We start from the raw sequence: 14798 nt of genomic DNA, 5'->3' as shown, positions 1-14798 counted from the left end.
TTCGAGTTTTTAGATCCCCGAAACTTTGTTATAATGATTAATTAAGAAGATATTTAGCAAAATTGAAAATATAATGATACTGGAGGGAAAGTTATGAAAAGATTTGAGCAGGAAAGAAACATGTTAAAGTCCGGATTTAGCGGAGAAATGGAATCCGACCAAATGAAAGGGATGCCTCAACCGCCTTTGGAAAAACCCATGGAATCCGAGGATGAAGTGATCGATTTACCTGAGGTAACGGGAGACCTGGTGACAAAGAAGGATGTTTTTCAGTGTATTATGGATCGTAGGAGTCATCGAAACTTCAAGGAAGATCCCATGAGCTTAGCAGAGGTTTCCTTTTTACTGTACACCACCCAAGGGGTTAAAGAAGTTCGTGGCGGTGGATATGCCTCGATCAGGCCGGTTCCCTCTGCAGGCGCTCGTCATCCCTTTGAAACCTATATCGGTGTTACCAATGTGGAGGGCTTGGAAAAAGGTATTTATCGATATTCCGGCTTAAAACATCAATTAATCAAGGTCAAAACGGAAGAAGAAATCGGAGAAAAAATGACCATCGGTGCCCGGGGGCAAAAATTTGTGGGAGAAGCTCCTGTAACCTTTATCTGGACCGTTATTCCCTACCGGGGAGAATGGCGTTATGACCAACGGTCCCATAAACCCATGCTGTTGGATGCCGGTCACTTATGTCACGGACTGTATCTTTCCGCCGAGGCATTAAACCTTGGAACCTGTGCCATCGCCGCCTATGAACAAAAACTGATGGACGAGATTGTAGGCGTTGACGGGGAAGAGGAGTTTGTGGTGTACATGTCCCCTGTGGGAAAAGTGTAGGATGAAAATTGGCTATTGACAAATTCCATAGATTTGATAAATTATAGTTAGCACTCTGTATCATAGAGTGCTAACTATTTTGTTGAATACCATGGAAATAAATAAAGAAAGGGGAACAAACCATGAGCAAACAGGAATTTAAAGCGGAATCCAAAAGATTGTTGGAGTTGATGATCAACTCTATCTACACCCATAAGGAGATTTTTTTACGGGAGCTGATCTCCAATGCCAGTGACGCCATTGACAAACGGTATTATAAAGCCCTTACCCGGGAAGATTTAAAATTCAATAAAGAGGACTTCTTTATCAAGGTCATCCCCGATAAGGAAAAAAGAACCCTTAGAGTGTTGGATACGGGCATCGGCATGACGAAGGAAGAGTTGGAAGATAACCTTGGAACCATAGCAAAGAGCGGATCTCTAGCCTTCAAAAATGAAAATGAAGTCAAAGAGGGCATCGACATCATCGGTCAATTCGGAATCGGTTTTTACTCCGCTTTTATGGTGGCGGATCACATTACGGTAAAAACCAAGGCTTTAGACAGCGATGAAGCCTATCGGTGGGAGTCTGACGGAGTGGAAGGCTACACCATTGAAACCGCGGAAAAAGCCGATGCAGGTACCGAGGTAATTATTAAAGTCCGGGAGAATACCGAGGAAGAAAACTATGATGAATACTTAGAGGATCACCGACTGCAGGAAATCATCAAAAAGTACTCGGATTTTGTCCGCTACCCCATTAAAATGGATCTTACCACTCAGGAAAAAGTGGAAAAGGAATCCGATGGAGACAGTGAGGACAAAGACCCGGAATACAAAGAAGTGGTTAAGGAAGAAACCGTAAACAGCATGGTGCCCATGTGGCGGAAAAACAAGAGCCAGCTAACCGATGAGGATTACATCAATTTTTATCAGGAAAAGCGTTACGGATTTGATAAACCCTTAAAACACATTCATATGAAAGCCGACGGAACCCTGCGGTACAGCTCGATATTATACATTCCCGAGCAGGCACCCTATGATTTTTACACCAAAGAATATGAAAAGGGACTGGAGCTTTATTCCAGCGGCGTACTGATTATGGAAAAATGCCCGGACCTTCTTCCTGACTACTTCAGCTTTGTAAAAGGCATGGTGGACTCCGAGGATCTTTCCTTAAATATTTCCAGAGAGATGCTACAACATGACCGACAGCTTCAGATCATCGGAAAGAAAATCAAAGAAAAAATCAAAACCGCTCTTACGGCCATGCTGAAAAATGATCGGGAAAAATATGAAAGCTTCTTTAACAATTTTGGAAAGCAGATTAAATACGGAGTCTACAGTGATTTCGGACAGAATAAAGAGACCCTTCAGGATCTGTTGTTGTTTTATTCTTCCAAACGCAAGAAAATGGTCACCCTAAAGGAATACGTGGAAGGAATGAAGGAAGATCAGGAGCATATTTACTACGCTTCCGGGGACTCCGTGGAAAAAATCGATAAAATGCCTCAAACGGAGATGCTGAAAGACAAGGATTATGAAATTTTGTATTTCACTGATGAAGTGGATGAATTTGCCATAAAAATGCTGATGAATTACGAAGGAAAAACCTTTAAATCCGTATCTAGCGGAGACTTAGAGGTGGATAAGGAAGAAGAAAAAGAAAGCAAAGAGGAAAAGGAAGAGTTTCAGGAAATCTTCAATAAATTAAAGGAAATCCTGGGGGATAAGGTTAAGGACGTACGCCCCTCCAAAAGACTGAAAAACCATGCGGTATGCCTTGCCGCCGACGGCGAGCTTTCCATTGAAATGGAAAAAATCCTGCAATCCATGCCCGACGGAGCCGGAATGAAATCGGAAAAAGTGTTGGAGATCAATACGGATCATAAAATGTTTAAAGCCTTGCAAAAACACTTTGCATCCGACGAAGAAAAGGTTCAGGCCTATGCCAATGTATTTTATAATCAGGCGCTGTTGATGGAAGGGATCACCCCGGAGGATCCCGTAGCCTACAGCAACGATGTATTTAAGCTGATAGAAGAATAAACCGAAGGAAAAGAACGGGTCTTCACGGCGCCCGGTGAAGGGACGCCGGTTTAACCTAGGGGCACTTCGGGTATAATAGGGAGTATCTTTTTACTGTTTGCTGTGTTTCAGTGGGGTAAAAAGGTACTCTTTTTTTAAAATCATTCTTTTTTAAAATCATGGAGAGGAGAGAGGGAAAATGCAAACCTTTGACGCGTCAAAGTATAAAGAACCTATGATTCAGGATATGATAAGTCTTGTGAAGATTCCCAGTGTTATTGATGAAAGCCGTGAGGGGGCTCCTTTCGGTATAAAAATTCAAAAAGCCCTGGAAAAGGCCCTGGAAATTTCTAAGGAACTGGGTTTTAGAACCTTTATCGATCCCGAGGGGTACTACGGATATGGAGAAATCGGTGAAGGGGAGAAATTATTCGGGATTTTGGGTCATTTAGACGTGGTCCCCCCCGGGGATCCGGAACAATGGGAAACACCGGCCTTTCAACCGGAAATCCGGGAGGGGAAGGTATACGGCCGGGGTACCCAGGATGATAAAGGTCCGATGATTGCAGCGATGTATGGTGCGAAACAGTTGTTGGATCAAGGGCATGGGTTCTGTAAAAGGCTCCGGTTTATTTTCGGCACCGACGAAGAAACCCTTTGGCGGGGGATTGAAAAATATATGGAAAAAGAAGAAGTGCCGGATTTCGGATTTACTCCCGACTCGATTTTTCCTATGATCCACGCAGAAAAGGGGCTACTTCAGCTCTACCTTCGGGGAGAAGGGTCCAAGGAAATTGCCTTCGGGGGAGGAAATAGTTTTAATGCCTTGGCCGATCGAGCCTGGGTTGAGCTTAAAAAAACCTCAGAAGGAGAGTATGAGTTTCGACTTAGAAGCCTAGAGGGTGTATATGAAAAGCTAAAAAAAGAAAATCACCCAGTGAAAATGGAAGAAAATCGATTAACTCTTTATGGAAAGAGTGCCCACTCCGCAAAGCCGGAAGGAGGGTTGAATGCCATCAATCTGCTGGCAAAGCACCTGAAAGAGGCCGGGATTAATAATCCTGCACTGAACTTTGTAGAAGGAAAACTGGGACTGAGCCAGTATGGAGAAAAGCTATTCGGAAAGTTAGAGGATGTATCGGGTCCCATCACCATCAATGCGGGGCAGCTTACCATCAATGAAGAAAAATCGGAAATCGCCTTGGATCTTCGGATCCCCGTGACCATTGAAAAAAATAGGATGGAGGAAAAAATCAAGGAAGGGGCCAAAGAATACGGTCTTACCCTTACAGAACACGACTACTTGGAAGCCATTTATCTTCCCAAGGATCATCTCTTGATCCGTAGCCTCGGGGAGGTTTACCAAAAGGTTACGGGGGAGGACCCAACCCCCCTGACCTCGGGCGGCGCCACTTATGCCCGGGCAATGCCCAATTGTGTAGCCTTCGGAGCGGTGCTTCCGGGAAGGGAAAAGACGGAGCATCAGCCCAATGAACATATCATTGTAGAAGATTTTATGAAAGTGGCGACCATTTATTTAAATGCCATTGAAAAATTAACGTCGAAAGAGGGCTAATAATGCGAAGGAGAAGACTGAAGGACGGAGTAGAAAGGCTACTGGCCCATAGGGATTGGCTGGTGGAAGCGCCGGAGCAGCTCTCGGGCCAGTGGGATAAACTCACCGGTGGCAAGAGGATTCACCTGGAAATCGGCATGGGAAAGGGGCAGTTCATCACCACTTTGGCGGAGGAAAATCCCGATGTTTTTTATCTGGGACTGGAAATTAAAGAAGAGGTGCTCCTTCGGGGAGTGGAAAAGGCGATAGAAAAAGAGTTGGATAATGTGCGCTTTCTCTGGAAAAATGCGGAGCATTTGGATCAATACTTCGCCAAAGAAGAAGTGGAGCGGATCTACTTGAACTTCTCCGACCCTTGGCCGAAGAGTCGCACGGCGAAAAGAAGGCTAACTCATCAACGCTTTTTAAACAAATACAGAAAAATCCTTGTGAAAGAAGGAGAGATTCATGTAAAAACCGATAACGAAAAACTCTTTGAGTTTTCCTTGAACGCCTTATCCGACGAGGGGTACCGATTGAAAAACATCACCTTCGATTATCATAACAGCGGCCTGTCGGTTCCTGCAACCACGGAGTATGAAGACAAGTTCTCCCGGTCCGGCTTGAGAATTTACCGCCTGGAAGCCATTAAGAGGGACTGATCAATCCTGGATGAGTTTTAAACTCCCGGAGGAAGACCTTCGGGGGTTTTCCTTTGGGCTTACTTGAATAAAAAAGAAAAGAGTGATATATTTTAATATGAAATTAAAATATTTTATAAATTTCGAGTATTGGTTTTTTAAGTATTGACCCGGTAGTTATTAAGGAAAGGAAGTTGTTGAATGAAACTGTTAATTGCAATTATCAATGATCCGGATTATGTAACGGATATCTTAGACGAGTTTTATCAAAGAGGCATTCGTGGGGCCACGGTGATGGACACCACGGGAATGGCTCATATCATGGCCCATCAGGTACCGTTTTTTTCCAGGTTTGCGGAGTTTGGAGAGGCTCCGGGGAAGAATAAAACCATTTTTGCTGTGGTGAAAACCGACGAAGAACGGAACACCGTGGTGGAGGCCATTGAAACCATCATCGGGGACTTGGGGGAGTCAGATACGGGAATTGCTATCACCCTCCCCATCGATTACTGTAAGGGTTTAGGAAAAATAAAGGGGGATGAATGATTACTATGGATATTTCCCTGGCAATTGGAATTATATTCTTAGCGGGAGCCGCGGGAGGGAAACTCGCCCGTTATGTTAAACTTCCCTCGGTTACCGGAAATTTATTGGCGGGTGTGCTGGTGGGCCCCTCGGTGTTAGGATTGGTTGACGCCGGCGCCCTTACTGATCTAGCCCCGATTAACGACCTGGCCCTGGGGGTCATCGCTCTATCCATTGGAGCGGAGCTTCACTGGGGAAAGATGAGAAAGCTTGCAAAGGATGTGGCCAAGGTTTTTGCAGTGGAGGCCCTGATTACCCTTGGGGTAGTATTCGCAGCGCTGTATATCTTCGGTGTGCCCTTTCGCTATGCCCTGATCTTCGGGGTGATCAGCATCGCAACCGCCCCCGGGGCCATTATCGCCTGTATCCGGGAAAACCCGATCAAGGGGAACTTTAGTAAAGTACTGCTCTCCGTGGTGGCCCTGGATAATTTGTTTGCCATCACCTTATTCGGTATTGTGATCAGTTTTATGCAGGTAGCCTATGCTACCGTCGGAGCGGAAAACACCTCGGCTTTTGTAATGGCCAGTCGGGATATCGGTATCGCTCTGGGATGGGGGATACTTGCAGGAGGCTTTCTAATCGGTACATCCCAATGGGCTAAAAAAGATGCCCATATTCTGGTTACGGTATTAGGAGCTTTGTTAATTACCGTAGGGGTTTCCAATGAAATAGGAACGCCCGCCCTGTTAGCGGCGATTACTGCTGGCGCCATTTATACAAACTTTGCACGAAAGCCTCAAAGGATCAGTCGTTCTTTATTAAATGTGGAAGATCCCATACTGTTGGCTTTTCTAACCCTGGCAGGGGCGAAGCTGGACCTCGGAGCCCTGCCCGCCGTAGGACAGATCGGTGCGGTGTATATCGTAGCAAGGTTTGTTGCTAAACTGGCAGGAAGCAGAGCGGGCAGTGCCATGACCGTATTTCCTGCAACCTGGAAAACCAATCTGGGAAGAGCCTTAACCCCCCAGGCGGGGGTAGCTATTGGACTTGCCATTATTGCGGAACAAAAAGAGTTTTTTGAACCCGGAGCCATTATGCCGGTGATTTTAGCGGCAGTGGTGGTATTTGAAATCTTTGGTCCGATTATGGTGAATAAAGCCCTGTGTGATGTGGATAAGGTATCGGATTTATAGTTTTAGCAGATGGGGTGTACACCTTCTGAATAGGGAGGAAGGTGAAGGTTTATTTTAAAACCGTAAAATACTGAAATTAAAGGAGGGAAGCTGCTAAGAAAATACTTCTTAGCAGCTTTCCTCCTTTTTAATTTTCAATGATATATATTTTAGAAAAGTTAAGGTTCCTCCTTTACAAACTCCTCCTTATAGAGGGCATAAAAGATAAAAGAGATGCAAAAGGCGGCGGCGGCGAATAAGGAGGTGGAATAGACGCCGATTCGTTCAACTCCATCAGGGGTGGTGGTCAGACTCTCGAAAAATGATAGGTCGGAACCGAAAACCAAAAGCACGGGAAGCACGGATATGGAAAATAGAAAAGCCATCTTTAAAAAAAGACCCTGAAGTCCGAAAAACAATCCCTCCGTATTTTTTCCGGTTTTTTCACTGAAGACAGAGCTGATTTCGCTGAGCATGGCCGGGGGAAAGATAAAAGCGGCACCGGCTACAGGAATCCCGATCAAAGCAAAAATGACAAATCCGAAGAATTCGGGGAAGATTCTTCCCACGCCGAAAAGGGCCAGGGATAAGATGATCAACAGCACCAAAGAGATTAACATCGGGGTTTTATAACCGATTTTTTTACACAGTTTGTTTATGGGATAAAAACACAGGGCCGAGACTCCGAAGAGCAGGGCGGAAGCCAAGGTGATATAAGCGGTGCTGTAGCCCATAATATCTTCCACATAATAGTTTAAAGAGGCCCGGAGGGTATTAAAACCTAAAAAGAAAAACAAAAAACCGAATAAGTACATAACAAAGGGCCGGCTTGTAAGCACCATTTTCATGGATGCGAAAAAAGGCTCCGTTGAAACCTTTCCTCCGGAATATTTCCGCTCATCAATGGTAAAGGAGGTAATCCAAACCCCGATCAAAGCCAGGGAGGAAAGTAATATTACCATATAACGAATCCCCTGCAGATCATCGCCGCCTCCCAGGACTTCAATAAGGATCCCTGGTAAAATCATGGCAACGGCGGTATAAAGAAGACGAAAAACCGACTGCCAGGTGGACAGGTTTAATCGGTCGCTCCGACTTTGGGAAATTTCCGGGATTAAAGCGTTATAGGGTCCCCCCACTATGGTATAAAAAATAAAAAACAGGGAGCCGATCACCGATAAATAGAGAAAGGTTGAGAGGTTTCCCTCTCCGGTAACGGGATAAAAATAGGCCACGGTACTTAAGGAAAGAGGTAAAATACCCGCGAAAATAAAAGGGATTCTACGGCCCCACTGGGAATCAAAGCGATCGGATAAATAACCCACAACCGGTTCAAAGATCACATCCACAAACCGGGCAATCAGCAGGGCGAAGGATATTAAAATCGGCGGTAATAAGGGCGTCAAACTGGAGGTGGAGGGGGGCAGATAAAAATACAGCACCCACTGGGCAAATATTTGATCAACAATGGCATAGCTGACCCCGAGACCATAAAGAATTTGAATTTTTAAGGGTAAATGGGGGACTTTCTTTTCGGTTTCCAATAGATCACTCCTTTAATGTCGTTGTACTTCTGTAGGATAGTACTTTTGTATGGGGGATATCTTTTATTATATAGCAAGGACTTTGAACCTCTCATGACTGAAGTCATAAGATTCTTGGGAACAGAGCGTACTTGTAAGCCTATTTCTTTACTTACAGCGGTTTCTCTTCTTTACCAAGCTATCCCCGTAGTACCTACGGTTTTGGATACTATTTAAGCTTGCGCTTGTATTCGTAGACCTTCGGTCAAAATATTTTTACTGGCATTGATATCCCGATCATGGCGGGCAGCACAAACAGGACAAGTCCACTCCCGGATATTAAGGGGTTTCTTGCCGTCTTTGTGGCCGCAGGCTGAACAAATTTGACTCGATGGAAACCATGGGTCCACTTTGATGACTTTCCGACCATACCAGTCTGCTTTATACTGTAACCGGTTCACAAAACCGGACCAGGATACGTCGGAAATGCTTTTGGCCAGTTTATGATTACGGAGCATGCCTTTCGTGTGTAAGTCTTCAATACAGATTATATCGTGGTTTTTGATAATTTCTGTACTCAACTTATTCAGAAAGTCCTTCCGTTGATTCATTACTTTTTCGTGTAAACGGGCAACCTTGCGCTTTTGTTTCTGATAATTTTTTGCTTCAAAAATATTGATTCCTTTCTCTTTAGCCAGGTGTCCACGTCTCGACAACTTACGCTGTTCCCGTTGTAATTTCTTTTCCATTTTAGACGTGAATTTATGGTTATCGATCTTTTGCCCGTCAGAAAGAATGGCAAAGTCCGTAATGCCAAGGTCCACTCCAATCGCGGAATTGGTCTTCGGCAAGGGCTGAATCTCTTCTTCCAATAGAAGAGAAACAAAGTATTTACCGCCGGCATTTTTTCGGATGGTTGCATTTAACACCCGGCCCTTAGGATCTTGACTTTTCCGAAACTTCACAAGGCCTAACTTGGGTAATTTAAAGGAGTTATGAACGATTCTGATACTGTTGTTCACATTTTTTGTTGTATAGCTTTGAACCGGGTTCTTTTTACTTTTAAACTGCGGTGGGTTATTTTGTTTCTTGAAAAAACGGGAAAAAGCATCGGAAAGATTTTTTACAGAGGACTGAAGAGAAATGCTATCCACTTCTTGTAACCAAATGGTTTGTTCATCTTTTTTCATTTGAGGAATCATTGCCGAGCAGGCATGATAGGTTAATCCTTTACCGGTTTTAGTATAGGCTTCATTCCACAAACTTAAAAAATGATTGTAGACAAATCGAGAACAGCCGATGGTTTTAGCAATTAAGATCTCCTGCTCCCGATTCGGATAGATTCGAAATTTATAGGCTTTGTGGCGTAGCACAACTTTCCCCTCATTTCTTTTTTTGACTTTTTATGTAACTACGGATCTGTTCTTCCGTATGCTCACTGGCGGTCGCTACAAAGTAGCTGGGATTCCATAAGTGGCCGCCCCAGAGACGTTGTTTAAGTTCAGGATATTTTTTAAACAGTAATCTGGCGGAGACCCCTTTAAATGCTTTAACGATACTGGGAATAACGTGTTGTGGTTTACAGTCGATCAGTAAATGGATGTGATCTTTATCGGATTCCATTTCAATAATTAGAATATCATTATCCACAGCGATTTTCCGTAATAACGCTTTAACATCTACATCAATTTCTCCGTGTAAAATATCATGACGATATTTTACACACCAAACCAAATGGTACTGAATAGAATAGACGTATCCACGCCCGTAATGCATGGTAGCCATGGGAATCACCTCTATTTAATTATAACATATGTAAGTGCTGAATACTATCGTAAAGAGGCTGTTTAATGGTTCGATTAAACAAAATATTACGGTTGTTATCCATCGCTACAGCGATGCCACAACCGAATCCGATTCATCTACACGACTAAAGTCGCGAGTATTCTCGGCTATTTGATAAAAAGTGTATGAAAAATCAGGATTCTTTTTTCAGTCGTCGATTTCCCGGTGTCTCCCTGCAACGAACAAATTAAATTATATGAACAAAAAAAGTAGTTTGCATATCGAAATAATTGTTGAAAAATTTCCAATAGAGAGATATCATAGAATTAACACAATATTAGGAGGTAGAATATGAAAAAAACATGGAATCTGGATGCTTTATATCCGTCCTTTGAATCCGAAGAGTTTCAAGGAGATTTTCAATTACTGCAAAGAAAAATTCAAGAAATGACTCAATGGGCTGAGGAAAACCTGAAAAACCCGGAACAACCGGTGGAAAAGCTTAAAAAAGTGATTGCAGATCAGGAGGAAGTGGGCAGCCTGATGCGTAAACTTATGACCTATGCCAATCTACGGGCCGCTACCAATGCCAAGGATGAAGAAGCAACAAAGTACATGGAAAAAATAAACAAATCTATGACGGATCTAACCAAAGCATCGGTGCTGTTTAATAAATGGTTGAAAGAGCGGAAGGATCTAAAAAGCTTAATCGATTCCTCGGAAAAACTCCGGGAATATGAATTTTACTTAATGGAAAAATATCAAAAGACCCGGTACCTTCTTAGGGAAGAAGAGGAAGTAACCATTGCAAAGATGCAGGAGACGGGATCTAAGGCCTGGTCTAATCTGCAAAACGTCATTTCCTCCACGTTAATGGTGGATATTGAATTAGAGGGAAAAAAACAAAGGCTTCCCCTTCCTGCTGCAAGAAACCTTGCTTTTCATAAGGATCCGGAGGTTCGAAAAAAAGGCTATGAGGCGGAATTAAAAGCCTATGAAAAAATCGAAGAGTCCTCGGCGGCGGCCCTTAACGGTATTAAAGGGGAGGTGCTTACCACCACGAAAATGCGGGGGTATGAAAGTCCTTTGGAAGAAACCGTACTGAAATCCAGAATTGATCAAAAAACCCTGGATGCCATGCTTACGGCCATGAAAGAAAGCCTTCCGAAATTCCGGGAGTACTATAAGCGTAAAGGAGAACTTCTGGGGCATGAGAACGGTCTTCCTCTCTATGACATGTTTGCCCCTATGGGAGAAGCGGATATGGGTTTTAGTTATGAAGAGGCCCGGGACTATATTTTGAAAAATTTCAAAACCTTCAGTTCCGAACTGGAGCAGTTTACAAAGAAGGCCTTTGACAATGAATGGATCGATGCGGAACCCCGGGAGGGAAAACGGGGCGGGGCTTTTTGTGCAAACATCCATCCCATCGGAGAGAGCAGGATCCTTGCGAATTTTAACGGCAGTTTCAGTAACATGACCACCTTGGCCCATGAACTGGGACATGCCTTCCACGGAGATTGTTTGAAGAATGAACACCTGCTCAACAGCGGATATACCATGCCCATTGCAGAAACCGCCTCGATTTTTTGCGAAACCATTGTGGTCAATGCTGCCCTGAAGGAAGCTGATAAAAAAGAAGCCTTCACCATTCTTGAAGCAAACCTTCAAGGAGCCGGTCAGGTAATTGTGGATATTATGGCCCGCTTCCTGTTTGAAAGTAAGGTTTTTGAAATTCGAGAAGACCATGCCCTATCGGTACAGGAGCTGAAAGACACCATGATTTGGGCACAAAAACAGGCCTACGGCGAAGGGCTGGACCACGATGCACTGCATCCCTATATGTGGGTCAATAAGCCTCACTACTACTCCGCCGGGCTTAGTTTCTATAACTTCCCCTATGCCTTTGGACTGTTGTTTGCCAAAGGGGTTTACGCCGAGTATTTAAAACGGGGAGAAGCCTTTGTACCGGAATACACCAAACTATTGAAGGCCACGGGAAAAAATGAAATCAAGGATGTGGCGAAAATGGTGGGTATCGATGTGCAGGATCCCCAGTTCTGGAAAAGTTCCTTGGAGCTTATTGAACAGGATATTGATGAATTTATCAGACTCAGTAAAGAAGTATAACATTGATATAGGAAAGGCCGGGAGATGCTTTACTCCCGGCGTTTTTTGTTTCGAAAGGAGTAGAACATCCGGTGTTAGTTTCTCGGTTTTGATTCGACGAAAAGGGGTATAGTAATAGAATAGCTTATTTACAATCCCCATTAAAATTCAGGGGGAGAGAATCAATGGAGAAGTTGTTAAATTAATATCAATTTTGGATTGACATTTTCAGTAAAAGTAGGCTATGATAATACTGTAGCAATAAAATACGGAGGTGTATAAGGATGAAAAGTTATAAGGACATTTTAGCAATGGCGGTAGAAAATGAAGTGGAGGCCCATGAATTTTACAAAGCGGCGGCAGCGAAGATTCAAGACAAGAACCTAAAGAAAACCTTTGAAGATCTTGCAGAGGAAGAAACAAAGCATAAGGTTCTTCTTCAGGGCTACTTGGAAAATGATATGAAAACCATGAAGTTTAAAGAGAACAAAGACTTTCAATTATCAGAAACCATAGAAGAGCAGACGTTGTCCACGGATATGAGTTTTAAGGACGCCATTGCCCTGGCCATGAAAAAGGAAGAGGAAGCCATGAATATGTACCGTCAGTTTGCAGAGGCCAGCGAAGATGAAAAACAAAAAGAAACCTTTGAAGAACTGGTAAAAATGGAGCAGCAGCATAAAACTAGGCTGGAGGATATCTATACCAACGCAGCTTTTGTTGAGGTTTGGTAGAAGGATATAAAAACAGGAATTAGGGAAAAATCAGAGATTTGCGGAAAAAAAGAGCTGACGCCTTAACTGCTTAAGGCGTCAGCTTTTTTATAGATTTCGGTTTTATCGGCGGCCTTTAGAAGTTTTTCCGTGATGCCTGCGATCAGAAGAATTACGAAGATGTTAACCGTAAATCGAGTCAACATAAAGGTCCAACCCAGGGCGCTGGCTTCAAATAATAGCAGGGGAATTTTGGTTGTGGACCAGGCACCGATGAAAATCAGTACGTTGGAGAATTTACTCCCCTTTTTAAGCAAAAGACCGGCAATGGGAAAGGCCACATATAGAGGTCCCGCTGCCAAGGAGCCCATTAAAAAGGCAATGAGTTTTCCCAGGGATCCCGACTTTTCTCCCATGAGCTTCATCATGGTTTCCCGGGGGACCCAAACATCCAATAATCCCAGAATGATAAAAATCGGGGGGACCACGTAAAGCATTTCCAGGGTATTATCCCTGGTATAGGCTAAAGAAGTGAATCCGATCTCCGGCAGGATAAAAAGCATGGCAATATTAATCAAAATTAGCATCAGTGCAAATTTGTAACGCTGGATAACTTTTTTCATCCTAAAACTCCTCCAATCACCAAAGCCACAACAAAGGAAAAAGAAAAGGCCAGGCTGTTTCGAATTATGGTAGCCCGTTTGCCGAAATACTTAATTTCCACCGGAAGGGTTACGACCCCTACCATCATCAGAGTGGAAATAAAGACGGCGATTTGCATAAAACCGGCCCCGTTATTTAGTAGAGTGGAAGCCAAGGGAAAAGCCACAAAGCCGGGGATCAAAGTGATTCCTCCCACAAGGGCTGCAAGCAGCATTCCTAAAAATCCCGACTCACCGCCGATTAAACGGGAGATGGTTTCCGGGTCCATTATCGCCAGCATTATGCCCACAATAACCAGGATTGAAATAAATTGAGGGAGAATATTTTCAAAAGCTTTCCAGGCTTTTTTGAGAGCTTGTTTTGTCTTTTGTCGATCTTTAACAAAGGACAGCACTAAAAGAGTGGTGGCCATTACATAAAGAATAATAGTAAACATAGGAGTACTCCTTTCTTTTCCATCCCCCGCACTGGGGGGTGGGCATCTGATATCATTATAAGGAGAAAGAATCTTTTTGTCAATGAAAATTCCATCAGGTCGTAATAAAGGAAAAAATGGGTAATAGAATAACAAGGAAGAAAACAGATGAAGCTTCCTTGGAAGAGAGGGAAAGTGGATCTGTTAATTAGCAAGTTGGGAGGGATTAGATGTTGAAAATAATTATTTTAGAGGATATCGGATGAGGCTTCTCAAAACTTAAGCCCATCGTGGATGAGGCACTGAAACGAGGAAATTTGAAAAGTGAAATCATAATGATTTGTAATCCCTTGGAATTCGAAAAATACGGAGTGACCAAGACACCGGCGTTGATTATTAATGATGAAATTGCAGTGGAGGGATGGGTTCCGTCGATTTTTAAAATGCCGGATATTCTTGAAAAATTCCGGCGGTAATTTTTAACCGCAATGCCGAGAAGTCTCCCTCCTCTTAGCCTTCCTTACTCACAAAGTGAGCGCGTAGGTGGGAGATGAATCGGTGGTTTTGACCTTGAAAAGTGGGTATAAATAAATCAGTAGATTCAGCCTAAACGAGGTGAGAATCATGCAGTTGGATAGCAATAAACATTCAGTGTTTCTGATGAATTATCATCTGGTATTGGTCAGCAAATATCGACGCAAAGTCTTTGATGAGAAAGTATCAGAACGAGTATCCTGCCATAGGAAGTAAACTTTGGAAAGACCATTTTTGGTCAAGGAGTTACTGTTTACTTACAACCGGAGGAGCCCCGTTGGAGGTTATAAAAAACTATATTGAAAGCCAGGGGGAAAAGT

The 14798-nt window shown here is 43.4% G+C and carries 14 protein-coding genes and 1 pseudogene; 10 read left to right on the top strand and 5 right to left on the bottom strand.

Translation table 11 applies throughout. From position 1 onward, the window contains the following. The first annotated feature begins 93 nt into the window (after window positions 1–93). The 6 genes from ISALK_RS01910 (at window position 94) to ISALK_RS01885 (ending at window position 6757) form a co-directional block, all read left to right on the top strand. Complete coding sequence (locus tag ISALK_RS01910) at window positions 94–834, top strand: SagB/ThcOx family dehydrogenase (RefSeq protein ID WP_160718560.1); 741 nt, start codon at window positions 94–96, stop codon at window positions 832–834. Window positions 835–956: 122 nt separating this feature from the next. Continuing rightward, the gene (gene htpG / locus ISALK_RS01905; RefSeq protein WP_160718559.1) at window positions 957–2861 is read left to right on the top strand and encodes a molecular chaperone HtpG; all 1905 of its coding nucleotides are present in this window, start codon (window positions 957–959) and stop codon (window positions 2859–2861) included. 178 nt (window positions 2862–3039) lie between these two features. Beyond that, window positions 3040–4416 carry a Sapep family Mn(2+)-dependent dipeptidase gene (locus ISALK_RS01900; RefSeq protein WP_160718558.1) on the top strand — a complete coding sequence of 459 codons (1377 nt, stop codon included), beginning with the start codon at window positions 3040–3042 and terminating at the stop codon, window positions 4414–4416. A 2-nt stretch (window positions 4417–4418) separates the two neighbouring features. Continuing rightward, a complete protein-coding gene (trmB, locus tag ISALK_RS01895; protein ID WP_160718557.1) occupies window positions 4419–5057 on the top strand; it encodes a tRNA (guanosine(46)-N7)-methyltransferase TrmB in 639 nt (212 codons plus the stop codon). 180 nt (window positions 5058–5237) lie between these two features. After that, window positions 5238–5582, top strand: coding sequence for a hypothetical protein (locus ISALK_RS01890; protein WP_160718556.1), 345 nt, complete (start codon window positions 5238–5240; stop codon window positions 5580–5582). Then, window positions 5579–6757 carry a cation:proton antiporter gene (locus ISALK_RS01885; protein ID WP_160718555.1) on the top strand — a complete coding sequence of 393 codons (1179 nt, stop codon included), beginning with the start codon at window positions 5579–5581 and terminating at the stop codon, window positions 6755–6757. Before ISALK_RS01890 ends, ISALK_RS01885 begins: the two co-directional genes overlap by 4 nt. A gap of 158 nt (window positions 6758–6915) precedes the next feature. Here ISALK_RS01885 and ISALK_RS01880 read toward each other — a convergent pair whose 3' ends face one another. The 3 genes from ISALK_RS01880 to tnpA form a co-directional block, all read right to left on the bottom strand. Continuing rightward, entirely contained in the window at window positions 6916–8280 is a 1365-nt protein-coding gene (locus tag ISALK_RS01880) for an MFS transporter (RefSeq protein WP_160718554.1), read from the bottom strand. Between the two features lie 212 nt (window positions 8281–8492). Then, window positions 8493–9632, bottom strand: coding sequence for an IS200/IS605 family element RNA-guided endonuclease TnpB (gene tnpB / locus ISALK_RS01875; protein WP_160718553.1), 1140 nt, complete (start codon window positions 9630–9632; stop codon window positions 8493–8495). Between the two features lie 10 nt (window positions 9633–9642). Continuing rightward, window positions 9643–10044 (bottom strand): IS200/IS605 family transposase, encoded by a 402-nt coding sequence (tnpA, locus tag ISALK_RS01870; RefSeq protein WP_160718552.1) that lies wholly within the window; start codon window positions 10042–10044, stop codon window positions 9643–9645. Between the two features lie 351 nt (window positions 10045–10395). Here tnpA and ISALK_RS01865 point away from each other — a divergent pair, with 351 nt between their 5' ends. Beyond that, entirely contained in the window at window positions 10396–12174 is a 1779-nt protein-coding gene (locus tag ISALK_RS01865; protein WP_160718551.1) for a M3 family oligoendopeptidase, read from the top strand. A gap of 263 nt (window positions 12175–12437) precedes the next feature. Beyond that, a complete protein-coding gene (locus tag ISALK_RS01860) occupies window positions 12438–12887 on the top strand; it encodes a ferritin-like domain-containing protein (protein ID WP_160718550.1) in 450 nt (149 codons plus the stop codon). Between the two features lie 62 nt (window positions 12888–12949). Here ISALK_RS01860 and ISALK_RS01855 read toward each other — a convergent pair whose 3' ends face one another. Then, window positions 12950–13489, bottom strand: coding sequence for a permease (locus tag ISALK_RS01855; protein WP_160718549.1), 540 nt, complete (start codon window positions 13487–13489; stop codon window positions 12950–12952). Further along, the gene (locus ISALK_RS01850; protein ID WP_160718548.1) at window positions 13486–13965 is read right to left on the bottom strand and encodes a permease; all 480 of its coding nucleotides are present in this window, start codon (window positions 13963–13965) and stop codon (window positions 13486–13488) included. The genes ISALK_RS01855 and ISALK_RS01850 overlap by 4 nt, the downstream gene beginning before the upstream one ends. A gap of 269 nt (window positions 13966–14234) precedes the next feature. Between ISALK_RS01850 and ISALK_RS01845 the strand changes: the two genes are divergently transcribed. Together ISALK_RS01845 and ISALK_RS01840 are read left to right on the top strand one after the other, a co-directional pair. After that, window positions 14235–14420 (top strand): thioredoxin family protein, encoded by a 186-nt coding sequence (locus ISALK_RS01845; protein WP_371723383.1) that lies wholly within the window; start codon window positions 14235–14237, stop codon window positions 14418–14420. Between the two features lie 148 nt (window positions 14421–14568). Then, a pseudogene (locus tag ISALK_RS01840) lies at window positions 14569–14798 on the top strand (transposase); the annotation flags it as partial.

Origin of the sequence: Isachenkonia alkalipeptolytica, from assembly GCF_009910325.1 — a bacterium.
In the GTDB taxonomy this organism is placed as follows: domain Bacteria; phylum Bacillota; class Clostridia; order Peptostreptococcales; family T1SED10-28; genus Isachenkonia; species Isachenkonia alkalipeptolytica.
Note: the sequence above shows the minus strand (reverse complement) of the source record. Positions and strands in the feature narration are given on the sequence as shown.

Excerpts from the sequence above, each read along its gene's own strand:
- ISALK_RS01910 (WP_160718560.1), top strand. The coding sequence starts at position 94 with ATGAAAAGATTTGAGCAGGAAAGAAACATGTTAAAGTCCGGATTTAGC.
- htpG (WP_160718559.1), top strand. The coding sequence starts at position 957 with ATGAGCAAACAGGAATTTAAAGCGGAATCCAAAAGATTGTTGGAGTTG.
- ISALK_RS01900 (WP_160718558.1), top strand. The coding sequence starts at position 3,040 with ATGCAAACCTTTGACGCGTCAAAGTATAAAGAACCTATGATTCAGGAT.
- trmB (WP_160718557.1), top strand. The coding sequence starts at position 4,419 with ATGCGAAGGAGAAGACTGAAGGACGGAGTAGAAAGGCTACTGGCCCAT.
- ISALK_RS01890 (WP_160718556.1), top strand. The coding sequence starts at position 5,238 with ATGAAACTGTTAATTGCAATTATCAATGATCCGGATTATGTAACGGAT.
- ISALK_RS01885 (WP_160718555.1), top strand. The coding sequence starts at position 5,579 with ATGATTACTATGGATATTTCCCTGGCAATTGGAATTATATTCTTAGCG.
- tnpA (WP_160718552.1), bottom strand. The coding sequence starts at position 10,044 with ATGGCTACCATGCATTACGGGCGTGGATACGTCTATTCTATTCAGTAC.
- ISALK_RS01865 (WP_160718551.1), top strand. The coding sequence starts at position 10,396 with ATGAAAAAAACATGGAATCTGGATGCTTTATATCCGTCCTTTGAATCC.
- ISALK_RS01860 (WP_160718550.1), top strand. The coding sequence starts at position 12,438 with ATGAAAAGTTATAAGGACATTTTAGCAATGGCGGTAGAAAATGAAGTG.
- ISALK_RS01855 (WP_160718549.1), bottom strand. The coding sequence starts at position 13,489 with ATGAAAAAAGTTATCCAGCGTTACAAATTTGCACTGATGCTAATTTTG.
- ISALK_RS01850 (WP_160718548.1), bottom strand. The coding sequence starts at position 13,965 with ATGTTTACTATTATTCTTTATGTAATGGCCACCACTCTTTTAGTGCTG.